18 protein-coding genes are annotated in these 22,864 nt (G+C 71.6%); 5 read left to right on the forward strand and 13 right to left on the reverse strand.

The features are described 5' to 3' along the window. Positions 1–337: 337 nt before the first annotated feature. From GA0115233_RS13975 to GA0115233_RS13985, 3 genes are all read right to left on the reverse strand, one after another. Positions 338–1,201, reverse strand: coding sequence for a GNAT family N-acetyltransferase (locus tag GA0115233_RS13975; RefSeq protein ID WP_176711770.1), 864 nt, complete (start codon positions 1,199–1,201; stop codon positions 338–340). A 103-nt stretch (positions 1,202–1,304) separates the two neighbouring features. Continuing rightward, positions 1,305–3,035 (reverse strand): IucA/IucC family protein, encoded by a 1,731-nt coding sequence (locus tag GA0115233_RS13980; protein ID WP_093720553.1) that lies wholly within the window; start codon positions 3,033–3,035, stop codon positions 1,305–1,307. 514 nt (positions 3,036–3,549) lie between these two features. Further along, entirely contained in the window at positions 3,550–4,932 is a 1,383-nt protein-coding gene (locus tag GA0115233_RS13985; RefSeq protein WP_093720554.1) for a diaminobutyrate--2-oxoglutarate transaminase family protein, read from the reverse strand. Positions 4,933–5,462: 530 nt separating this feature from the next. On the opposite strand from GA0115233_RS13985, the gene GA0115233_RS13990 reads away from it, so the two are divergent. Both GA0115233_RS13990 and GA0115233_RS13995 read left to right on the forward strand, forming a co-directional pair. Further along, entirely contained in the window at positions 5,463–6,677 is a 1,215-nt protein-coding gene (locus GA0115233_RS13990; protein ID WP_093720511.1) for a trypsin-like serine peptidase, read from the forward strand. Between the two features lie 133 nt (positions 6,678–6,810). After that, positions 6,811–7,986, forward strand: coding sequence for a trypsin-like serine peptidase (locus GA0115233_RS13995; RefSeq protein WP_093720512.1), 1,176 nt, complete (start codon positions 6,811–6,813; stop codon positions 7,984–7,986). A gap of 68 nt (positions 7,987–8,054) precedes the next feature. Here GA0115233_RS13995 and hflX read toward each other — a convergent pair whose 3' ends face one another. The 6 genes from hflX to miaA form a co-directional block, all read right to left on the reverse strand. Continuing rightward, positions 8,055–9,548 carry a GTPase HflX gene (hflX, locus tag GA0115233_RS14000; protein WP_093720513.1) on the reverse strand — a complete coding sequence of 498 codons (1,494 nt, stop codon included), beginning with the start codon at positions 9,546–9,548 and terminating at the stop codon, positions 8,055–8,057. Positions 9,549–9,712: 164 nt separating this feature from the next. Then, positions 9,713–11,200 (reverse strand): M1 family metallopeptidase, encoded by a 1,488-nt coding sequence (locus tag GA0115233_RS14005; RefSeq protein WP_093720514.1) that lies wholly within the window; start codon positions 11,198–11,200, stop codon positions 9,713–9,715. 78 nt (positions 11,201–11,278) lie between these two features. Next, positions 11,279–13,405 (reverse strand): RelA/SpoT family protein, encoded by a 2,127-nt coding sequence (locus tag GA0115233_RS14010; RefSeq protein WP_093720555.1) that lies wholly within the window; start codon positions 13,403–13,405, stop codon positions 11,279–11,281. Between the two features lie 339 nt (positions 13,406–13,744). Then, positions 13,745–14,614 (reverse strand): diaminopimelate epimerase, encoded by an 870-nt coding sequence (dapF, locus tag GA0115233_RS14020; protein WP_093720515.1) that lies wholly within the window; start codon positions 14,612–14,614, stop codon positions 13,745–13,747. Positions 14,615–14,666: 52 nt separating this feature from the next. Next, positions 14,667–15,173 (reverse strand): hypothetical protein, encoded by a 507-nt coding sequence (locus GA0115233_RS14025; protein ID WP_093720516.1) that lies wholly within the window; start codon positions 15,171–15,173, stop codon positions 14,667–14,669. A gap of 108 nt (positions 15,174–15,281) precedes the next feature. Beyond that, positions 15,282–16,235 (reverse strand): tRNA (adenosine(37)-N6)-dimethylallyltransferase MiaA, encoded by a 954-nt coding sequence (gene miaA, locus GA0115233_RS14030; protein ID WP_093720517.1) that lies wholly within the window; start codon positions 16,233–16,235, stop codon positions 15,282–15,284. Positions 16,236–16,451: 216 nt separating this feature from the next. On the opposite strand from miaA, the gene GA0115233_RS14035 reads away from it, so the two are divergent. Further along, a complete protein-coding gene (locus tag GA0115233_RS14035; RefSeq protein WP_308313530.1) occupies positions 16,452–16,646 on the forward strand; it encodes a gliding motility protein in 195 nt (64 codons plus the stop codon). A gap of 24 nt (positions 16,647–16,670) precedes the next feature. After that, complete coding sequence (locus GA0115233_RS14040) at positions 16,671–16,949, forward strand: antitoxin (RefSeq protein ID WP_093720519.1); 279 nt, start codon at positions 16,671–16,673, stop codon at positions 16,947–16,949. 127 nt (positions 16,950–17,076) lie between these two features. On the opposite strand, the gene GA0115233_RS14045 is transcribed toward GA0115233_RS14040, so the two are convergent. The 4 genes from GA0115233_RS14045 to GA0115233_RS14060 all read right to left on the reverse strand — a co-directional run bounded on the left by GA0115233_RS14045 (position 17,077) and on the right by GA0115233_RS14060 (position 21,788). Further along, positions 17,077–17,790: a class III extradiol dioxygenase subunit B-like domain-containing protein gene (locus GA0115233_RS14045; protein WP_093720520.1), complete on the reverse strand. Its 714-nt coding sequence runs from the start codon at positions 17,788–17,790 to the stop codon at positions 17,077–17,079. A 48-nt stretch (positions 17,791–17,838) separates the two neighbouring features. Further along, a complete protein-coding gene (gene miaB, locus GA0115233_RS14050) occupies positions 17,839–19,359 on the reverse strand; it encodes a tRNA (N6-isopentenyl adenosine(37)-C2)-methylthiotransferase MiaB (protein WP_093720521.1) in 1,521 nt (506 codons plus the stop codon). 45 nt (positions 19,360–19,404) lie between these two features. Further along, the gene (locus GA0115233_RS14055) at positions 19,405–21,285 is read right to left on the reverse strand and encodes a glycoside hydrolase family 5 protein (RefSeq protein WP_255310178.1); all 1,881 of its coding nucleotides are present in this window, start codon (positions 21,283–21,285) and stop codon (positions 19,405–19,407) included. Positions 21,286–21,368: 83 nt separating this feature from the next. Continuing rightward, positions 21,369–21,788, reverse strand: a complete 420-nt coding sequence (locus GA0115233_RS14060; protein ID WP_093720523.1) for a MazG nucleotide pyrophosphohydrolase domain-containing protein — start codon at positions 21,786–21,788, stop codon at positions 21,369–21,371. 75 nt (positions 21,789–21,863) lie between these two features. Here GA0115233_RS14060 and GA0115233_RS14065 point away from each other — a divergent pair, with 75 nt between their 5' ends. Continuing rightward, complete coding sequence (locus tag GA0115233_RS14065) at positions 21,864–22,859, forward strand: TAXI family TRAP transporter solute-binding subunit (RefSeq protein WP_093720524.1); 996 nt, start codon at positions 21,864–21,866, stop codon at positions 22,857–22,859. Positions 22,860–22,864: the final 5 nt, after the last annotated feature.

A 22,864-nucleotide genomic window follows, 5' to 3' on the forward strand; every position in this document is an offset into this window, starting at 1 on the left:
GACAAACGGGTGATCGCTGAGGGGGTGGGGGGCTCGATCATGACAGGGGGCTGGATCACGGCAGGTAACTGGATCACGGCGGGGGGTTGGATCAAGACCGGGGGTCCTTGAGGTGTGAGTGGGGCGGTGAAGGGGCGTGGGCGTGAAGGGGTGTGGGGTGGGTGCCGCGGTGGGGCGGATGCCGCGGCGGGAGGTGGTGACCGAGGCTGGTGTCGTCGGAGCCGACGCACTCGCCTTCCGGCCCGCTGCGAAATCCATCCACGAAGAGTGGGAACCCCAGCCGCCCGACCGGTGTACTCAAAGTGACGACACAACGTGACGACATCACGACGCGCCGTCACAACACATCGCGCAAGGCCCGGTCCCTGACCATGAGAGCGGCCCGCTTGTCCGGCAGGTCGACCTCTGCGCAGAACCGGAACCCAGCGCTCAGGAAAGCGGCGACGGAGGGGGTGTTTCGAAGGTCGGGCTCGGCGATGACGCGCGCACAGGCGGGCCGCCGGTCGAGCGCCCGATCGGCAACGGCACGCAGGAGCGTGGAGCCGAGCCCTCGTCCGCGGTCGACGACATCACCGATGAGGAGGTGGATTCCGGTGTCATGAGGACGGGCGGGATAGTGGCGGGCCAAGGGGTCGAGGTCCGCTCGGTAGATCTCCCAGTAACTCATCGGCGTGCCGTCCAGCACGCCCACGCATGGCACACTGCGCCCGTCCCCGGCGGACTGGGACCGTACGTGCTGCTCGACCACGCCCAGGGGCCCGGCCAGCTCCCAGAAGGCGGCAACAGCGGGGTCGTTCATCCAGCGGGAGATGAGAGGAAGGTCGCGTTCAAGGCAGACGGGAACGAGTTGGAGCACGCCCGCGGACGTGGTGATCGGCCCCCAGTCCACGACGCGGTCGAGGAGGTCGTCACCTAGCGGTGCTGACGGGGCGGACTGGATGGGCGCCGGCGCGCCTGGGCCACCGCCCCCGTCGCCCGGGCCGCCGCCACCGTCGCCCGGGGCGGAACCAGCCCCCGGATCGGTATTCGCCGCCGTCTCCGTCGCCCCCTCCGTCGCCGCGATCAGCGCGAGGAGTTCGGGGGGCAGGCGCAGGTCCAGGGTGTCCTCGCTGTCCCCGCCGAGGGCACCGGGATCGGGGTCGGTACTCACGGGTGCGGCGGGGTCGATACCGGCGTCGGTGCTCGCGTCGTTGGGAGCCACGGCGACGCTCCTCTCTCAGGAAACGGGGTGGGTCATGGTCCTCGGTGATGCGGGGGCGGAGGTGGTCAGCAAGGTCAGAGGCTGGAAGTCCGGGATGTGAAGCTCAGCAGTGAAGGGGGTTGGCGATGGTGACGTAGACGGACTGGGTGTCGACCGGGCCGACGAGTTCGTCCAGCCCGTGCAGACGTGTCAGGAGGTTGGCCTTGCAGCGCAAGGTGGGCGAGTCGAGGAGGTGGGCCGGGAGTGAGGTGCGCAGAGGGGCGGACCCTCGGGAAACGTCGCCGAGGAATCGGCGGAATGCGGCCAGCAGAAGCCGCTCGTCGGCCAGGCCCTGTGACCCGAAGGCGCCGATCAGGCCGAAGACGTTGTTGATGGCGAGGTAGTAGGTGAAGCGTTCTTCGGTCACGTCGTCGGTGACGAAGGTGTCGCTGTGCTGCCCGATGCCTGGCAGCCGGGCGTCGAGTTCCTCGCGTCGGGACTCGCGGAAGTAGTAGCCCTGGTTGTCGCGGTAGCGGCCGCCGGTGGGCCAGCCGTCCGGGTCCAGCAGGAGCAGGGTGTTCTGCTGGTGCGCCTCCAGGGCGACGCCGGCCTCGGCGTCCAGCCAGAGCACCGGGCGCACCACGTGTTCGAGATAGCGCAGGAACCACTCGACGGACACGGCACCCCGGGGCCGGCCGGAGCGGGCGGCCAGGCGCGTGACGACATCGGCCAGGCGGGACCGCCAGACCGGTCCGGTCTGCGGGTGGCAGCCGACGGCACTGGGCAGAGCGGTCTGCGGTCGCGGGGAGACGAGTCCGGCGACGCAGGACACGTCGGCGGCGGGGTGGAAGGGGTTGTGCCTGATCACCACGTCCAGGCCGGACAGGGGCGCGCCGTCCGGGCCGTCGACGGCGATCCAGGCGGGGTCCCGGACGATGTCGAAGCCCGGGTGGGCGGTCTGCCACTTGCTGGCCAGCCCGGTGCGCAGCAGGCGGTGAACCTCGACGCCGCGGTGCAGTTCTTTGCGGAGGTTCTCACGACGGGAGTTGGTGATGCGCAGGCCCAGCGAGAGCTTGAGCATGGCGGCGGCGCCGGAGCGGTGGACGGTGCGTACGGAGGAGGTGGGGTGCCAAGGAGCGCCGTGAGGGCCCAGGTCCCGGAGGAGTCCGGCGTCGAAGAGGGCTGCGGTCTCGGGGCGGTTACGGATGTCGCGGAACTGCCAGGGGTGCAGGGGAAGGGCCGCGTAGGTGTCGGGCAACCGCAGGCCGGGGCCCGCGAGGCGGGCGGTGAGGTGGGGCGCGGGGACGGGTCGGCCGCGTTCGGTCCACGCCGAGTCGGTGGCGAGTACGGAAGGAGCGATCGCGATCCAGTGAAGGGGGAAGGAGCCACGTGTCTCGGGTGAGTACAGCCGGGCTTCGGAGTCCGATACGCCCTCGCGGCTCTTCGGGGCCGGGTGGAGGGGGTGGCCCAGGACGAGTGCCTGCTCTGCGCTGAGGAAGAGGTCGGGGCCGTCGGCGGGGCGTTTGCGGCGGTCGCTGATGAAGAGGGCGGTCCGGCGAACCGAGTCGGCGACCCGGGCGACGAGGTCTGCGCCGTCGAGGGCATGTGCTGCTGGGGGCCGTGGCCCAGCGCCGGGGGTCTCCCGGGCGAGCAGTGCGGCCACGGTGACCGCGTCGGCGGGTGGCGACTGCTCGGGGGCGCCCTCCAAGCGGGGGAGTCCGAAACGGTGCCAGCCTGTCGGGGACCAGTAGTGGACCGGTGCGATCAGGGCCGTGCCGCTGGCGGGGAGCGGGATATGGAGGGTCCCGGTGGTGGGGGCGGCGAGGCCTGCTTCCCGTACCCAGCAGCGGAGCAGATTCTCGACGGCGGCGGCGTCAGCCGCTGTGCGGGGGTCGGGGTGCTGGAGGAGGTCGGCTGTTGGGCGGAGTCGGTGCTTGGCGGTGAGGGCGTCGCCCGGCCCTGCAGCGACCGCCTCCGGGTTCCGTACGCCCTGGGGCTCAGGACGCCCTCCCCGGCCGCCTCCACCACCCTCCCCGCCCCTGCTCCCGGCCCCGCCGCTCCCCCGCCCCGTCCCGTCGTCCCCGCCCGCTCCCTCCGAGCCGCCCCCGCCCCCCGATGGGCCGCTCAGCTCCGGGCTGGCGCCTTGTTGCCGGGGAACCGCGGGGTCCTGTTTCCGGGGGACCGAAGGGTCCGTCGGCAGTGAGGGCCGGGGCTGGGAGGGGCCGGAAGGGGGGCGGGCGGGTGTGCCCCCCTGGGTGTGCTCGTCGGATGTGTGGGTGGTGTTCAACGTCTGCTCTGTTCCTAGGGAGGTGGTTCTGGTGGAGGGGAAGCCGGTCGTGGAGGGGAAGCCGGTGGTGGAAGGGCGGCCGTCAGGGGCGGAGCCTGGTCTGCGTGTGGGTGCGGGCGGCTGTCTGGACGGCGTCGGTCAGACGGTCCAGGACCGCGGTGGCCTGCTCGTCGGTGATCGTGAGCGGCGGCAGGAGCCGTACGACGCTGTTGTGGCGTCCGCCGAGTTCGACGATCAGGCCTCGGCGCAGGCACTCCCGCTGGACGGCGGCGGCGAGTTCGGGGGCCGGTGGCAGGGGCTCGTAGGTTCGGTCCGCCGGAGTCGGGTTCTCGGTCGGCTGCGGGTGCTGTTTCGGCGTCGGCTCCCCCGACGGGTCGACCAGCTCGACGCCGATCATCAGACCTCGGCCCCGGACGTCGCCGACGCAGGTGAAGTCGGTTCGCAGGCGGCGGAGTTCGGTCAGCATGCGGTCGCCGAGGCGGTGGGCGCGGTCGGCGAGGCCGTTCTCGCGGACGTGGGTGAGGGTGGCCGTGCCCGCGGCCATGGCGAGTTGGTTGCCGCGGAAGGTGCCCGCGTGGGCTCCGGGCTCCCAGACGTCGAGGTCCTCGTGGTAGACCACCACCGCCAACGGGAGGCTGCCGCCGATGGCCTTGGAGAGGACCATCACGTCCGGGGTGACGCCGCTGTGCTCCACGGCCCAGAAGGCGCCGGTGCGGCCGACGCCGGTCTGGACCTCGTCGACGATGAGCGGGACGGAGTGGTCCGCGGTGAGCTGACGCATCCGGCGCAGCCAGGCGTCGGGGGCCGGAATCACTCCGCCCTCACCCTGGACCGGTTCGAGGATCATCCCGGCGGGGTGCGGCACGCCGGACTTGGGGTCGGTGAGGACGGACTCGGTCCAGCGGGCGGCCAGTTCGGCACCGCGGTCGCCGCCGACGCCGAACGGGCAGCGGTAGTCCTGGGGGTAGGGCAGTCGGGCGACACGTACGTCGGGGGCGTTGCCGGAGGCTTCGAGGGCGCCGCTGGTCATGCCGTGGTAGGCGCCGGTGAAGGCGAGCAGTCCGTCGCGGCCGGTGGCGGTGCGGACGAGCTTGAACGCCGCCTCCACGGCGTCGGTCCCGGCGGGTCCGCAGAACTGCACGCGTGCGTGGTCGGCGAGTCCGGCAGGCAGCGTGCGGAACAGTTCCGTGATGAAGGCGTCCTTCACCGGGGTGGCGAGGTCGAGGACGTGCAGCGGGGCGCCGGAGTCCAGGACCTTGCGGATCGCCTCCAGCACGACGGGGTGGTTGTGGCCGAGGGCGAGTGTTCCGGCACCGGACAGACAGTCCAGGTACCGGCGTCCGTCCGCCCCCTCGATCGTCATCCCGCGCGCCCGTACCGGCACGATCGGCAGGGCCCGCGCGTAGGTGCGTGCCGACGATTCGCGCGCCGCCTGCCGCCGCAGGATCCCTTCGTGCCAGGGCAGGCGCGCGCCGGTACTGCCCTCACTCCCCCCGCGCTTCCGCCCGCCCGGCGCACGCGCCCCGGACGCGCCCGCGCGGCCCTCGGTGTGACCCTCTTCCGGGTCCTCCTCACCAACTCCCGCCACAGGCCCCCCGGCTGTGCGTACCCCCGCCCCGGTCACCCCGGCTCCGGCCCCTCCCCGTACCCCGTCCACGCCCAACGCTCCCCGACCTCCCGCCGTTCTGGGGCGAGCAAGTCCCTTGTGTCCTCGCCCGTCCCGACATACGCACCCCCGCGAGCCTTCACTCGAAGGTGCGGGGAAATGGGTGCAGGGGGTCGCCTCCGGACAGCAGAACCCCCACCGCTACCAACCCCGGAGCACGCACGGGGTTACGGGTTGCTTCAAGATCCTTGCCGTGACGGAACCGTTGCCGTTCCGTCGGAAGTCCCCCACAGCGAGCGCATAGTGTGTGTTGCCGTTCCCGTCGCCGTCCGTGGCGCGGGACAGCGGCAGCGCCGCCCGGTTCGTTCACCTCAGGGGGAGTCAGACTCATGCGATCGATACGCCCGTCCTTCATTGCTCGCCGAGGGAGGGGCGCGCGGCGCAGAACCCCCCTGCCTGCCGCTGTCGCCCTCGTCGCGGCCCTCGCGCTCACCGCCACCGCCTGTGACTCGGACGACGAGGCCGCCGACATCGCCGCCTCGGCCACCGCCGACGCGGGTGACGGCAAGATCTCGTTGGACGACATCAAGGACCGGCTCCAGGAGCACGGGATCGACCTCGACAAGTGGAAGGACGGCGCCTGGAAGAACTGGGACAAGGACGACTGGCTGCGCGAGGCCGAGGACTTCGTCAACCCGATCATCGAGGACCTGTGGGACCCGGACCGGATGCGCGAGGCCGAGGAGCCGGACCAGGGTGTCGACGACAGCGACCTCTCCGGTGACCAGGGCGTGACCGACCCGGAGCCGGCTCCGGTGGACGCGAAGGCCGTTCCGGCCGCGTACCACGAGAGCGAGCCGACCGCGGGCAAGGTGTTCTTCGACTCGCCCGAGGGGACGATGGTCTGCTCGGCGACTGTCGTGGCCGACCCGGCCAACCCCGGTAAGTCCAACCTGGTGTGGACGGCGGGCCACTGCGTCCACGCGGGCAAGAGCGGCGGCTGGTACCGGAACATCGCCTTCGTGCCGTCGTACAACAACGACTCCATGGAGACGGCGGAGCTGGAGAGCGCCACGCGCGAGGAGATCGCGCCGTACGGGGTCTGGTGGGGCGACTGGGTCCAGACCTCGGACCAGTGGATCGAGCAGGGCGGTGCGACCGGCGGTGACGGTGCCTCGTACGACTTCGCCGTGATCCATGTGACGCCGGAGGAGGGCAGCGGCGGCAAGTCGCTGGAGGAGATGGTCGGTTCGGCCCTCCCGGTGGACTTCAACGCCCCGGCCGTGCCCGAGGTGGACAGCATCACCGCGACCGGGTACCCGGCGGCGCCGCCGTACGACGGGCAGAAGCTGTACCAGTGCCAGGACAAGCCGGGCCGGCTGTCGCTGAACAAGACGGACCCGACGATGTACCGGATCGGCTGCACGATGACCGGTGGTTCGTCGGGCGGTGGCTGGGTCGCGACGGGGTCGGACGGCAAGCCCGCGCTGGTGTCCAACACCTCCATCGGCCCGGTGGAGTCGGGCTGGCTTGCCGGGCCGCGGCTCGGCAAGGAGGCCAAGGGCGTGTTCGACGAGGTCAGCGGGAAGTTCGCCGGCCAGTGAGCAAGGACGGCGGTGGGACCGGAACCTTCACGGTCCCACCGCCGTTCGCCCTCAACTCCCCGGGCATAGTGGGGAGTCGCGTGCCCGGCACGCGTGCATCAGTCAGAGCAGTTCTACGGGGGTCATCGCACCAATGCGTTCCACACGTACCCGCCTCGCCGCCACCGCGCTCCTCGCGGCCGTGGCACTGACCGCGACCGCGTGCGGCGGTTCCGACGACAAGGCGAGCGACAAGGCGAGCGGCGGGCCCGGCGCCTCCCAGGAGGCCGGTCAGGACAAGGTCGACGTGCCTCAGGGCATCGCCGACAAGCTGAAGGAACACGGCATCGATGTCGACGCCTGGGCCGACGGCGGCTGGCAGGACTGGGACAAGGACAAGTGGCTCAGTGAGGCCAAGGACTTCGTCAACCCGGTGATCGAGGGGCTGTGGAAGCCCGACCGGATGCAGTCCGCCAAGGCGGCCGACAAGACGATCTCGGTCAAGGACGCCTCCGCCGACCAGGGCGTCAGCGACCCGGAGCCGGCGCCCGTGGAGGCGACGGCCGAGAAGACGCCGTACCACGAGAACGCCGCGCCCGTCGGGAAGGTCTTCTTCGATTCCCCGGACGGACCGGCGGTCTGTTCCGGCACGGTGGTCAAGGACGTCAACCACCCGGGCAAGTCCAACCTGGTGTGGACGGCGGGGCACTGTGTGCACGCCGGCGGTGACGGCGGCTGGTACCGCAACATCGTCTTCGTCCCCGCCTACAACGACCTCGGCAAGTCCGAGACGGATCTGGCCAACGCCGGCTCCACGCAGATCGCGCCCTACGGCAACTGGTGGGCGGACTGGGCCTCCACCTCCAACGAGTGGATCCAGGGCGGCTCGTCCTCGGGCGGCGCGGGTGCGGCGTACGACTACGCCGTGCTGCATGTGAAGCCGGAGCAGGGCGCGAAGTCGCTGGAGGAGACGGTCGGCGCCGCGCTGGACGTGGACTTCTCGGCGCCGTCCGCGACCGAGTCCGGCACCATGGGCGCCTGGGGCTACCCGGCGGCGCCGCCGTACAACGGTCTGAAGATGTTCAAGTGCCTGGATCAGCCCGGCCGTCTGTCGCTGAGCCCGACGTTGCCGACGATGTACCGGATCGGCTGCACGATGACGGGTGGCTCGTCCGGCGGCGGCTGGTTCCGGGTGGTGGACGGCGAGACCAAGCTGGTGTCGAACACCTCGATCGGCCCCCAGGACAACACCTGGCTCGCGGGCCCGCAGCTCGGCAAGAACGCAGAAGCGCTGTACCAGAACATGAGCAAGACCTACGGCGGTCAGTGACCCCGACGTGAGAAGGCCCGCCTCCCGGGAAAGGGAGGCGGGCCTTCTGTCGTAGCCGTGTGTGCCGTCTACACAGCCGGAGCCGGGACGTACGGCATGAGTTCCGCCGCCAGCTCCTCGTGCACCCGCACCTTGAGCAGGGTGCCCTCCGGGGTGTGCTCCTCGGAGATCACCTCGCCCTCGTCGTGCGCACGGGCGACCAGCTTGCCGAGGGTGTACGGCACCAGCGCCTCGATCTCGACCGAGGGCCGGGGCAGCTCGTTGTCGATCAGGGCGAGCAGCTCCGTGATGCCCTGGCCGGTGCGGGCCGAGACGGCGATGGAGCGCTTCTCGATCCGCATCAGCCGCTGGAGCGTCAGCGGGTCGGCCGCGTCGGCCTTGTTGATCACGACGATCTCGGGTACGTCGGTGGCGCCGACGTCCCTGATCACCTCGCGCACGGCGGCCAGCTGCTCCTCCGGGTTCGGGTGCGAACCGTCGACCACGTGCAGGATCAGGTCGGACTCGCCGACCTCCTCCATCGTGGAGCGGAACGCCTCGACCAGGTGGTGCGGCAGGTGCCGGACGAAGCCGACGGTGTCGGCCAGCGTGTAGAGCCGGCCGCTCGGGGTCTCGGCCCGGCGCACGGTCGGGTCCAGGGTCGCGAACAGGGCGTTCTCGACCAAAACGCCCGCGCCGGTGAGCCGGTTGAGCAGGGAGGACTTGCCCGCGTTGGTGTAGCCCGCGATGGCGACCGAGGGCACCTTGTTGCGCTTGCGCTCCTGGCGCTTGATCTCGCGGCCGGTCTTCATCTCCGCGATCTCCCGGCGCATCTTCGCCATCTTCTCGCGGATCCGTCGCCGGTCCGTCTCGATCTTGGTCTCACCGGGACCACGGGTGGCGAGGCCGCCGCCCTTGCCGCCGCCCATCTGCCGGGACAGCGACTGACCCCAGCCGCGCAGCCTGGGCAGCATGTACTGCATCTGCGCGAGCGCGACCTGCGCCTTGCCCTCTCGGGACTTGGCGTGCTGGGCGAAGATGTCGAGGATCAGGGCCGTACGGTCGATGACCTTGACCTTGACGACGTCTTCGAGATGGATGAGCTGGCCGGGGCTGAGCTCACCGTCGCAGATGACGGTGTCGGCGCCCGTGTCGAGAACGATGTCCCGCAGCTCGGTGGCCTTGCCGGAACCGATGTAGGTGGCGGCGTCGGGCTTGTCGCGGCGCTGGATGACGCCGTCGAGGACGAGTGCGCCCGCGGTCTCGGCGAGGGCGGCGAGCTCCGCGAGGGAGTTCTCCGCGTCCTGCACGGTGCCGGTGGTCCAGACGCCGACGAGCACGACCCTCTCCAGACGGAGCTGGCGGTACTCGACCTCGGTGACGTCCTCAAGCTCGGTGGAGAGGCCCGCCACGCGGCGCAGGGCCGCGCGCTCGGAGCGGTCGAACTGGTCGCCGTCCCGCTCTCCGTCGATCTCGTGGCTCCAGGCGACGTCCTCTTCCATCAGGGCATCGGCCCGAAGACCTTCGGCGTAGTTGTGCGCGAGGCGCTGCGAGTCCTGGGAAGGGGAAGAAGAGGAGGTCATTGGATCCTTACGTCGTAGAGGATGCGTGCTCGGCGTCATTGTGCACAACGTACGAGTGCCCCGGGAGATTCCCTCGGAACCTCTGCGGGCCCGTGCGGGCCCTCGGGCCCCGTGCCGCGCCGACCCGAAGATGGTCGCACGGCACGAGGCGTCTCGTCACCGCCTTATTCCGGGGGCGCCGCCGTCGCGGCGGGCGCGACTGCGGGCCGCGCCTGTGCGACCGGCTTCCAGTCCGGGTGGCCGGGCATGGGCGGGGTCTTCTCGCCGTACAGCCAGGGGTGGAGGAAGCCGGTCAGGTCGCGTCCGGCGATGGTCGAGGCGAGGGCGACGAAGTCGGCGGTGGAGGCGTTGCCGTCCCGGTGGCGGACCACCCAGGTGCGTTCCAGTCGCTCGAAGGCGGGGCGGCCGATCTCCTGGCGCAGGGCGTAGAGCACGAGCGCGGCGCCGTCGTAGACGTTGGGCCGGAAGATGCTGATCTTGCGACCGGGGTCGGGGGCCTTGGGCGCGGCGGGGGGCCCGCCCGCGGCGCGCCAGCGGTCGGAGACGCTGTAGGCGGCCTTCATACGGGCCTGAAGGGGGCGGTCGGCCTTCTCCTCCGCGTACAGGGCCTCGTACCAGGTGGCGTGCCCCTCGTTGAGCCACAGATCGGACCAGGTACGGGGGCTGACGCTGTTGCCGAACCACTGGTGGGCCAGCTCGTGCACCATGATCGCTTCCACGTACCAGGCGGGGTAGGAACGGTCGGTGAACAGGCCCTTCTCGAAGAGGGAGAGGGTCTGGGTCTCCAGTTCGAATCCGGTGTCCACGTCCGCCATGAGCACGCCGTACGTCTCGAAGGGGTAGCGGCCGACCTTGCTCTCCATCCAGGAGATCTGGTCGGGGGTCTTCTTCAGCCAGGGCTCCAGCTTCTCCCGGTGTGCGGTGGGGACGACGTCACGGACGGGGAGGGCGTGCGGGCCGGTGCGGCGCAGGATGGTGGAGCGGCCGATGGAGACCTGGGCGAGTTCGGTGGCCATGGGGTGCTGGGTGCGGTAGGTCCAGGTCGTCGCCGCGCGGGTGCGGTCCACGTCGGTGGGGACGCCGTTGGCGACGGCGGTGTATCCGTTCGGGGCGGACACCCTGATGGTGAACATCGCCTTGTCCGAGGGGTGGTCGTTGCCGGGGAAGACCAGGTGGGCGGCGTCGGCCTGGTTGGCCATGGCCAGGCCGTCCGCGGTGCGCACCCAGCCGCCCTCGCGGTCCTCGGCGGGCCTCGGGTCGCTGGTGTGCCGGACGGTGATACGCATCCAGCTGCCCCGCGTGAGGGGGTCCTCCGGGGTGACGACCAGGTCGTCGCCCGCGGTGGTGAAGGCGGCGGGCTCGCCGTCCAGCTCCACGGAGTGGACCTTGCCGTGGGCGAAGTCGAGGTTGACGCGGTCGAGGGTCGTCGTGGTCCAGGCGTCGATGGTGGTGACGGCCTGGAGGGGCTCGCTGTTGCTGCCCGCGTAGGTGAAGGACAGGTCGTACGAGGCGACGTCGTAGCCCGGGTTGCCGAGGTGCGGGAAGAGACGGTCGCCGACGCCCAGGGGTTCGGCGGGGGCGGCGGCGGCGACCAGGCAGACGGTCACGGCCGAGGCGAGGAGGGCGCTGGCCTTGCGGGACGTGTGCGGCATGGACCACCGCTACCAGCGGGAACGGCCAAGGCGGCGGCGACGCGCGCCCGGCCCACCCGAACGGGGTCGGCTCGGCCCCTACGACATGCCCGGCTGGGTCTGCGTCCGGCTGACGTCGTACACGCCCGCCACGTTCCGCATGGCCCGCATGAGGGCGGGCAGGTCGGCGGCGTCCGGGAGCTGGACGGTGTAGGTGTGCCGGACCCGCTGCTGGGTGGGCGGTTCCACCGTCGCCGACACGATCTCCGCGCCCTCCGTGGCCATCGCCTCGGTGAGGTCGGCCAGCAGATGCGGGCGGACGAACGATTCGGCGACCAGCGTCACCCGGCATTCGCTCGTGCCGCGCCAGTGCACGGCGATCTCCGGACGGCCTGTGCTCTTCATACGCGCGACCGCCGTGCACAGCACGCGGTGCACGGTCACCGCTCCCCCGCGTACCGCGAAGCCGGTGATCTCGTCGGGCGGTACCGGGGTGCAGCAGCCCGCCAGCCGTACCGTCGCGTCCGGCTGGTCGACCACGACATTGGCGGCCGGACGGGCGGTCGAGGAGCCCTCCGTGGACAGCGCCTCGGTGGTGGGGCGGGGCGCTGGGGCGCTCTCGGCGGGGCGCTCGCCCTCCTCCCCGGTGGCCGGGTGCGCGGCCAGCCAGCGCTGGATGGCGATGCGGGCGGCGGGGGTGTGGGCGTGCTCCAGCCACTCCCTGGAGGGCTCGGAGGCGGGGTCCTGGCCCATGAGGAGCTCGACGGTGTCGCCGTCCTTCAGGACGGTGCTGAGGGTCGCCAGGCGGCCGTTCACACGGGCGCCGATGCAGGCGTGGGCGTCCTCGCCGTACTGCGCGTAGGCGGCGTCCACGCAGCTCGCGCCCTCGGGCAGACCGAGGGTGCCGCCGTCGGCGCGGAAGACGGTGATCTCGCGGTTCTGGGCGAGGTCCTCGCGCAGGGTGGACCAGAAGGTGTCGGGGTCCGGGGCGGCCTGCTGCCAGTCGAGGAGGCGGGAGAGCCAGCCGGGGCGGGTGGGGTCGGCGCGCTCGCCGTCGGCGGGTTCGTCGGAGGAGGGGGCGTAGGGGTTGCCGAGGGCGACCACGCCGGCCTCGGCGACCTTGTGCATCTGGTGGGTGCGGATGAGGACCTCGACGACCTGTCCGTCCGGGCGGGCGACCGCGGTGTGCAGGGACTGGTACAGGTTGAACTTCGGTACGGCGATGAAGTCCTTGAACTCCGAGACCACCGGGGTCATACAGGTGTGCAGTTCGCCGAGGACGCCGTAGCAGTCCGCGTCCTCGGCGACCAGGACCAGCAGCCGTCCGAAGTCGGCGCCGCGCAGTCGGCCGCGTTTGCGGGCCACCCGGTGCACGGAGACGAAGTGCCGTGGCCGGATGAGGACTTCGGCCTGGATGTCCGCGTCCCTGAGCACCGTGCGCATCTCGTCCGCGACCTCGGCGAGCGGGTCGTCCGCGCGGGAGGCGTTCTCGACGATCAACTCCCGCGTGTGCTCGTACTCCTCGGGGTGCAGGATCGCGAAGACCAGGTCCTCCAGCTCCGTCTTCAGTGCCTGGACGCCGAGCCGTTCGGCGAGCGGGATGAGGACGTCCCGGGTCACCTTGGCGATGCGTTCCTGCTTCTCGGGGCGCATCACGCCGAGGGTGCGCATGTTGTGCAGGCGGTCGGCGAGTTTGATCGACATCACCCGGACGTCGTTGCCGGTGGCCACGAGCATCTTGCGGAAGGTCTCCGGCTCGGCGGCGGCGCCGTAGTCGACCTTCTCCAGCTTGGTGACGCCGTCGACGAGATAGCGCACCTCCGCGCCGAACTGCTCGCCGACCTGATCGAGCGTCACCTCGGTGTCCTCGACGGTGTCGTGGAGCAGGGAGGCGGTCAATGTCGTGGTCTCGGCGCCGAGTTCGGCGAGGATGAGGGTCACGGCGAGGGGGTGCGTGATGTACGGCTCGCCGCTCTTGCGCATCTGGCCGCGGTGCGAGGACTCGGCCAGCACATAGGCGCGGCGCAGCGGTTCGAGGTCGGCGTCGGGGTGGTGGGCGCGGTGGGCCTCGACGACATGGCTGATGGCGTCGGGCAGGCGGTCGCGGGCGGTCGGGCCGAGCAGTGCGGCACGCCCGAGGCGCCGCAGGTCGATACGGGCCCGCCAGCGTGCTGCGGGCCCGGTCACCGGACCGGGCGTCGCGGGGTTCGTGGCCTCCGCACTCATGGGCACCTCCGGCTGCGTGGACCGGCGGACGGGGTGCCCCATGGCGGACACGGCTCCGGGGACTGGCAACGGTCCCCCGTCCGGGCCGGTGCTTGATGCTACCGAGCCCATCACGCGCGGCTGACCGCCTCTCGCCGAGCGTGAAACGGATCACCCATTCGAGCGAAGGTTCGCAGGTTTACGGTTTCGAACCCCGCGACCTGCGGCCGACCGGGGTTTCGATCGTCGACCGGGTACCCGCGGAGGACGCCCCTCCGCGGGCCGAGCACCCGGCAGAACCGATATCAAGTCGTTGCGGTACGACGGGTTTCAGCGGGCCGTTGAGGCGCTGAAACGGACTCAACCGGCGAGCGAGGCCAGCCAGTCGGCGTCGATCTCGCCCTCGGCGACGATCACCGCGGGACCGGTCATCTCGATCTCGCCGTCGGGCAGTTCGGTGATCACCAGAGTGCCGCCGGGCACGTCGACGGTGTACGTCGCGGGCGTGCCGGTGACCGCGGGGTCGGCGCCGTCCCGGCGGGCCGTGGCGACGGCGACGGCGCACGCGCCCGTGCCGCAGGAGCGGGTCTCCCCGGCGCCGCGCTCGTGCACGCGCAGGGCGACGTGCCGGGGGCCGCGGTCGACGACGAACTCGACGTTCACCCCGTCCGGATAGGCCGAGGCCGGGCTGAACGGCGGCGGCGCGAGCAGGTCCCCCGCGTGGGCGAGGTCCTCGACGAACGCGACCGCGTGCGGGTTGCCCATGTTCACGTTCCGCGCGGGCCAGCTGCGCTCGCCGACGCTCACCGTGACCTCGCCCTCGGGCAGGCGGGCCTTGCCCATGCCGACGGTGACGTCGCCGTCCTTGGCGAGGTGCACGCGCTTGACGCCCCCGCGCGTGGCGACCGCGAGGTCACCTTCGCCGACGTGTTCGGCGCGCTGGAGGTAGCGGGCGAAGACGCGGACGCCGTTGCCGCACATCTCGGCGATCGAGCCGTCGCCGTTGCGGTAGTCCATGAACCACTCCGCCTCGGCCGCCATTTCCTTGGCCTCGGGGTGCGCGGCGGACCGCACTACGTGCAGCAGCCCGTCACCGCCGATGCCCGCGCGCCGGTCGCACAGCGCGGCGACGGCGGACGGGGGCAGGTCGATGGCGTTCTCCGGGTCCGGGACGATCACGAAGTCGTTCTCGGTCCCGTGCCCCTTGAGGAAGGCGATCCGCGTGCTCATGCCTCGATCGTACGGTGCCGCACCGACAGGCACGGAAACTGCAACCGGCGGCTCAGCGCAGCCGGGCCACGCGCAGCACGGCGAGCATCACCACGGCGGCCACGACCACGACGTACAGCAGCACCATGCGCCAGTCCGCACGTCTGCCGGAGCCGCGCTGGGGCAGGCCGGGCCACGTGTAACCCACGCGGCGCGCCGCCATCATTCCCCAGCCGGCCGCGCAGGAGCAGATCAGCAGGCCCAGCATGGCGATCACGGCGCCGCTGTCGCCGAAGTCGAAGGCCAGCGGGAAGGCGAACATCAGGGAGCCGACCGCGGCCAGGGCCACGATGGGGGCCAGCTGCCAGATACGCAGTCTGCGCTGCGGGCGGAGCTCGACCTCGACCTCGGGGCCGTCGGGGAACATCTCCTCCGGTTCCGGGCCGTCGGCGGTCACGCCGCCCTGGATGTCGTCGTCGGGACCGTCCGGGCTGAGACGGTCGTCGTTCCGCTCCGGTTCGCCCCGGTCACCGGTGACGGCTTCGGTACCTTGTGCGGTGTCGCGAGGGCCGGCCTCCATCGCCACGCGCCCTCCCAACTCGGACTCCACTTGGTCGATCGAAGCTCGATGATGGCATGGCGCCGGAGGCCACGATGACGGCCGGAGCGTCCCGATGCCATGACGTGATCAGGCTGTAACCGGTCGTTCGACCAACGCCAGCGCGAGCTGCGGAAGTTTGGTCAGGTCCTCCGCGGCCCCACTGAGCCAATGCACCCGCGGATCGCGTCTGAACCATGAATCCTGACGGCGCGCGAAGCGCTTGGTGGCGCGGACGGTCTCGGTCCGGGCCTCGGCCATGGTGCACTCCCCGGAGAGCGCCGCGAGCACCTGCTGGTAGCCGAGCGCGCGCGAGGCCGTACGCCCCTCGCGCAACCCTCGCGCCTCCAGTGCGCGCACTTCCTCGACGAGTCCGGCGTCCCACATCCGGTCGACGCGCCGGGCGATGCGCTCGTCGAGTTCGGGGCGGGCGACGTCGACACCGATCTGCACGGTGTCGTAGACCGAGTCGTGGCCCGGCAGGTTGGCCGTGAAGGGCTGCCCGGTGATCTCGATCACTTCGAGGGCGCGGACGATACGGCGGCCGTTGCTGGGCAGGATCGCCTGCGCGGCCTCCGGGTCGGCGGCGGCGAGGCGGGCGTGCAGGGCGCCGGAGCCGCGCAAGGTGAGCTCCTCCTCCAGGCGGGCGCGGACCTCGGGGTCGGTGCCGGGGAACTCCAGGTTGTCGACGGCGCCGCGGACGTACAGGCCGGAGCCGCCGACCAGGATCGGCCAGCGCCCCTCGGCGAGCAGTGCGTCGATCCGCTCCCGCGCGAGGCGCTGGTACTCGGCGACGGAGGCGGTGACGGTGACGTCCCAGACGTCCAGCAGGTGGTGCGGGACGCCGTGCCGCTCCTCGGGCGTCAGCTTGGCGGTGCCGATGTCCATCCCTCGGTAGAGCTGCATGGAGTCGGCGTTGACGACCTCGCCGCCGAGCTCTCGGGCCAGGAAGACGCCCAGATCGGACTTTCCGGCCGCGGTGGGACCGACGACGGCGATGACGCGGGGGGCGGGGGTGCGCTGCTCACGGAAACAGTCTCGCAAACCTCGGAGGGTGACCTCGAACGAGTTACGTGACGGCCCCGGACCGACGTCGTTGCCAGATGCGAGCCGGTCCCGAGGGGCGGCGACCCGGGCGACGCAAAGGGACGCACCGGACGACGCGGGAATTCGCCCGCACGAGTACCGTATGGAGTTGATATGGGCGTTTTGGCACGACTGTTCCGGAGGTCTAGGACGGCGGAGGAGGCGTCGACCGCCGTGACCGAGGCCGGCACCGCGGCCACCGAGTCCGGGACGGAGAAGACGGATTCGGCGGAAGAGGCCACCGAGGCGAAGGACTCGGCCGGGGCCGAGGGCACGGAGACGGCGGCAGCCGCCGAAGGCGTGATCCCCAGGCAGCAGTCCGCCGAGGAGGCGGCCGACCGAGAGGCCGGCGAGGGCGCCCGCACCTGACGATCCCGCGTGGGAAGGCGAACGATGGGTCTCCTGGACAATTTGAAGGCCAAGCTCGGCCCGGCCAAGGGCAAGGTCTCCGACCTCGCCCATCAGCACGGGCCCAAGGTCCAGCACGGTCTGGACAAGGCCGCCAAGGTCGTCGACGAGAAGACCAAGGGCAAGTACAGCGAGAAGATCCAGTCGGGCACGGGCAAGGCCAAGGGCGCCATGGACCGGCTCGCGCACAAGGACGAGGGGCCGAGCCGCGGCACGGGCGGTGACACCACCCCGCCGAACAGCCCCCCGCCTCCCGCTTCCTGATCACGGCGGCACGCAGCACCTGGGCACGGAAACATCGGCGGACGGCCGCGGAGCATCCCGCTCCCGGCCGTCCGCCGTTTCGCCCGAACGGCAGCCCCTGCATGCGCCGGAACCGCCGCTGCGGCCACTACGACCAGGTCGCGACCAGGTACCCCACGCCGTACGGCGCGCTCTCGTGCAGCAGTGCGCCGGACAGCCCGGCGTCCTGCGCGGCGCCCGCGAGCACCTGCCAGGGTGCCCGGCCGGACGCCTTGAGCTGGCGCGCCAGCTCGGTGTCCAGCTCCTTGAGCGCGGTCACGTCCGCCTCGCCGAGGGCCCGCGCGACAGCCGCGTCGAAGGGCTCCGCACGCTCGTCGAGGTAGCCGGGTGCCTTGAGCGTGCGGCAGGCGCTGGCGTCGCCCATCACCAGCATCGCCACGCGGTCGGGGCCCGCGGCGATCTCCCTTCCGGTTTCGATACACCGCTCGGCGTCCAGAGGTTCCCCCACGCCGAGTCCCTCGATCGGGGCATCGGCCCAATCGGTCCGCTCCAGCAGCCAGGCCGCGACGGCGAGCGAGGCCGGCAGCTCACGCGCGTTCTCCGGGGCCTGCCCGGTGCCGAGCCGTACGTCGCCCTCGACGCCGAAGCCCCGGAAGGAGCCGCGCGCGCCCTCCGGGTAGGCCCCGTGTCCCTCCGGGGCGGCGGGGCCGACGACCACGAGGCGGTCGGGGCGCGCGGCGGCGAGCACGCCGAGCGCGTCGGCGCACGCGGCGCGCGCGGTATCCAGCTCGGGCGCGGCCCCTGCGGCGACCTCGGGCACGAGCAGCGGCGGACAGGGGCACACGGCGGCGGCGACAAGCATGATCGGCAGCGTAACCCCGCGCGGGATCAGCGCGGGGTCACGGGGGCGTCAGTCGCAGCCGCAGCCGCTGCCCGAGGCCACCGGAAGCGGCTCCGGGGCGCCGATCCTCGGCAGGCCGAGCATGACGCCGGCGGGCTTGGCCGCCTCGGCGGCGTTGCGCTTCTCCCAGGCGTCGCCCGCGCGCGTGCGGCGGATCGAGAGGACCTCACCCTCGGCCAGCAGGTGGTGCGGCGCGGCGTAGGTGATCTCGACGGTGACCACGTCGCCGGGGCGGACCTCCTGGTCGGGCTTGGTGAAGTGGACCAGACGGTTGTCGGGGGCGCGGCCGGAGAGGCGGTGCGTGGCGCCGTCCTTGCGGCCCTCGCCCTCGGCGACCATCAGCTCCAGGGTGCGGCCGACCTGCTTCTTGTTCTCCTCCCAGGAGATCTCCTCCTGGAGGGCGACGAGACGCTCGTAGCGCGCCTGCACGACCTCCTTGGGGATCTGGTTCTCCATGGTCGCGGCCGGGGTGCCGGGGCGCTTGGAGTACTGGAAGGTGAACGCCTGCGCGAACCGGGCCTCGCGGACCACGTGCAGGGTCTGCTCGAAGTCCTCCTCGGTCTCGCCGGGGAAGCCGACGATGATGTCGGTCGTGATGGCAGCGTGCGGGATGGCGGCGCGGACCTTCTCGATGATCCCCAGGTAGCGCTCCTGGCGGTAGGAGCGGCGCATCGCCTTCAGGACCGTGTCCGAGCCGGACTGGAGCGGCATGTGCAGCTGCGGCATCACGTTCGGCGTCTCGGCCATGGCCGCGATCACGTCGTCGGTGAAGTCACGCGGGTGCGGGGAGGTGAAGCGGACGCGCTCCAGGCCCTCGATCTTCCCGCAGGCGCGCAGCAGCTTGCTGAACGCCTCGCGGTCGCCGATGTCGGAGCCGTAGGCGTTGACGTTCTGGCCGAGCAGGGTGATCTCGGAGACGCCCTCGGCGACCAAGGCCTCGATCTCGGCGAGGATGTCGCCGGTGCGGCGGTCCTTCTCCTTGCCGCGCAGCGCCGGGACGATGCAGAAGGTGCAGGTGTTGTTGCAGCCGACGGAGATCGACACCCACGCCGCGTACGCGCTCTCGCGCCGGGTCGGCAGGGTGGAGGGGAACGCCTCCAGCGACTCGGCGATCTCGACCTGGGCCTCCTCCTGCACGCGGGCGCGCTCCAGCAGGACGGGCAGCTTGCCGATGTTGTGCGTGCCGAAGACGACGTCCACCCACGGCGCCTTCTTCACGATGGTGTCGCGGTCCTTCTGCGCCAGGCAGCCGCCGACCGCGATCTGCATGCCGGGCCGCGACGCCTTCTTCGGCGCGAGCCGACCCAGGTTTCCGTAGAGCCGGTTGTCGGCGTTCTCGCGGACGGCACAGGTGTTGAAGACGACGACGTCGGCGTCGCCGTCGGCGCCCTCGGGGGCGCGGACGTACCCGGCCGCCTCCAGCAGCCCGGACAATCGCTCGGAGTCGTGGACGTTCATCTGGCACCCGTAGGTGCGCACCTCATACGTTCGCTTGGCGTCCACGTCCTGGCTCCGGTCGATGCTGCTCATGTCACAAGGGTAAGGGCGCGCCGGGAGCGCCCCTGCCCCTCGCGGTCACAGCGGACGGCAGTACAGGGCGTCCGGCGTCCTGCGGGAGCCGATGCGCCCCGTGTACGCGATCCCGGCCGCGTACTCGTCATCCGCGCACTGCCCCTTGTAGTGGCCGTGCGCGAAGTCGCCGCCCTTGGGCGAGGCCCCGCGGTTGTCGCTCCGGTCGAACCAGACCGTACGTCCGCCCGCGCTGCCGACCGGGGCCTGCGTGCACAGTGCGGCCGAGACCGCGGCGCCGCGCACGCTGTAGCCGGTCAGGGCGTGGCCGCTCGGGCACTGGAGCTTGGTGTAGCCGCCCGCCCAGTCCTGCCCCGGCCGGACGTGGCGTTCGTCCAGGACGACCTCGTACCCGCCTGTCGGCCCCGACGACAGGCCAACGTCGGAGCAGAGCCCCCGGTTCCCGGTGTGGCTCAGCCCGAGCAGGCGCTGTCCGTCCGGGCAGACGGCCTTGCGGGCGCCGACGTCCCAGTCGGGCCGGGCGCGCATCCGCCGGGAGGCGATGAAGTCGCCGTGGTCGGGGCTGAGCATGGACCAGTCGGCCACGGGCGCCACGTACCCGGTGCGGCCCTGGGCGGCGATGAGCCGGCTCCAGGCGGCTGAGCGCCAGTCGTCGCCGTCGTGGACGCCCATCCGGTTGCCCTCGGCGTCCCAGTGCAGCAGGGCCCAGCCGTTGCCCCTGCGGTTCTCGTGCCAGCCGACGAGCGGCCAGTACGCGAAGTCGGCGTCCATGCGGATCAGGTGGTCGACGAAGTTCTCGAACCAGGCGCGCGCCTTGGCGCTGTTCTCCTCGCGGCCGCCGACGCCGAACTCGCTGATCCACACCGGGGCGGTGAAGTGCTGGTCCCGCTCGGAGGCGACGTAGAACGCCTGACGGTTGAGGACGGAGATCAGTTCGGTGAGGCTCAGGTCCTGGTAGCGCGGGTCGCTGGTCTCACCGATGCCGGTGGCGCCGCTGTGGTTGGGGCCCGTGTAGCCGTAGAAGTGGGCCGAGTACACGAGCTTGCCGGAGTCGACGAGGGTGTGCGAGAGGCGGCGCACCGGCTCCAGGGTGGGGCGCTCGTGGGCGAAGCCGTCGACGGGGATGCCGGTCCAGTTGATGCCCTCGACGATGATCAGCAGGTCGGGATTGGCCTCGGTCAGGATGCGGTCGGCCACGCGCTGGGAGGCGGCGAACCAGTCGTGGTTGTCGCCGAGGCCCCAGTTGGGGTCGTCCCAGACGTTGCGGCGGACCTCGTTGTAGAGGTCGGCGCCGACGACCCGCTCGTTGTCCTTGTAGCGGCTCGCCATGAACAGCCAGTCCGCCTCCCAGGACGCGGTGGACTGGCTGGCGTTCCAGCGTTCGTTGCCGTCGACTCCGCAGCACCAGCGGGTGGTGTTGGTGTGGTTGTTGAGGATGACGGCGAGTCCGGCGGCGGTCAGTTCCCGGACCACCACGTCGTAGACCTGGAGCGGGGTCCTGCCGCGCAGGGACGGGTTGGCGGCGACGGCGTCGTCCGTGACGGGGCGGGTGTCGCGGATCATCTCGTTGGAGAACGGCAGCCGGATGCTGTTGATCCCGATCTCCCGGAAGCCGGAGATGATCTCGGCCATCGGGGCGCGGTCCAGGCCCAGTGGGATGCGCCCGGAGTTCTCGCCCGCGTGATGGTTGGCGTCGTCCTCGGTACTGCCCGATCCGTTCCAGGTGCCGCTGGCGCCGTGCCAGTTGCCCGAGCGCAGCTTGAACCGGTCGCCGTCCGCGTCGACGATCCAGCGGCCCCTCGTACTGAGCGGGCCCGTCCAGTCCGCCTCCTGTGTGTCCGCCGCCCGCGCGGGGAGGGACGTCAGGGGCACTAACAGCAGTACGGCGACCAGGGTCGCCCTGAGGAAGCTCATCCGCGTTGTCATGACTTGGTCATGATGACGGGTGGCAGTGGTCCAGTCCATACCCAGGGACGCCGTGAACCACGCTCAGCCCCGCACGCCCCGCGTCACACCCCGTCAGCGACCCGGTCGCCCCCGTCCCACCCCTGCCTCCGCAGCACCCCCGCCACGTCCGGAGCCTCGTAGTGGTCGCCCTTGAGGACCTTGCCGTCGGAGCGGCGGGACACCGTGCCGTCGGGGCCGAGCTTGGTCATGTTGGAGCGGTGGATCTCGGCGATCACCGCGTCGAGGTCGATGCCGTGGACGAGGGCCGTGCCGTAGGCGACGTACACCACGTCGGCCAGTTCGTGGGCCAGTCTGTCGAGCGGCCCGGTCACCGAGACCTCGGCGACCTCCGCGGCCTCCTCCGCGAGCAACTCACCCCGGTGCTTGGCGAGTTCCGGTGAGACTTCGGTGGGCCGGGTGCGGGCGTCGAGCCCGAAGGCGTGGTGGAAGGCGCGGACCAGTTCGGCGGGCGAGGAACTCATGGCGCGACCCTATAGGCCGCCACCGGGCCCGCCTCCCCTGGTCAGCGGGGTGCACCGCCTGGCAGGATCGCACGCATGTCCACGCTGCTCCCCCGTATCGGCAGGCGCCGCGCCGTCCAGGCCGCGGTCGCCGCCGCTGTCGCCCTCGGGCTGCTGCTGTGGTGGCTGCTGCCCCTGGGGGAGAAGCCGCCGAGCGGGACGATCAGGTTCAGCACGGGCACCCAGGCCGGCGTCTACCACGAGTACGGCGAGCGGCTGCGGGCCGAGCTGGCCAAGGACATGCCGGATCTGAAGGTGGAGCTGCGCCCCAGCGCCGGGTCCCAGGAGAACGTCCGCCGCGTGGCGACCGGCGAGGCCGACCTCACCATCGCCGCGGCCGACGCCGTGGAGACGTACGCGCTGGAGGACGGGCCCGGCGCCGACCGGCTGCGCGGCGTGGCCCGGCTGTACGACGACTACGTGCAGCTCGTCGTGCCGCCGGACTCCGACATCGAGTCGGTCGCCGACCTGCGCGGCAAGCGCGTGGCCATAGGGCTGCCGCACTCGGGGGTCCGGCTGATCGCCACCCAGGTGCTGGAGGCGGCCGGGATCGACCCGGAGAAGGACATCACGCCCCGCTCGGACGGCATCGACACCGGTCCCAAGCTGCTGGGGCGCGACCTGGACGCGTTCTTCTGGTCGGGCGGCCTGCCCACGGGCGGGCTGAAGGACATCGCGGAGACGTCGACCTTCCGGTTCGTGCCGATCGACGAGGACCTGGTCGCCAAGGTGCACGCCCAGGGCGGCGCCACCCGCTACTACCGGGCCACCAACATGCCGGAGTCGGCCTACCGGACCATCCAGAACGGTTCCACCGTGCCGACCATGGCCGTGGCCAACGTCCTGGTGACCCGCGACGACCTCGACCCGCGGCTCGCCGAGTGGCTGACCCGGACCGTGCTGGACAGCCGCGACGGCATCGGCGCCCACGTCCACTCCGCGCAGCTCGTAGACGTACGCACCGCGATCTACACCGACCCCCTCCCCCTGCACGAGGGCGCCCGGCGCTACTACCGCTCCGTGAAGCCCTGACCGCG

It is taken from the genome of Streptomyces sp. DI166, from assembly GCF_900091315.1.
GTDB lineage: Bacteria > Actinomycetota > Actinomycetes > Streptomycetales > Streptomycetaceae > Streptomyces > Streptomyces fuscus.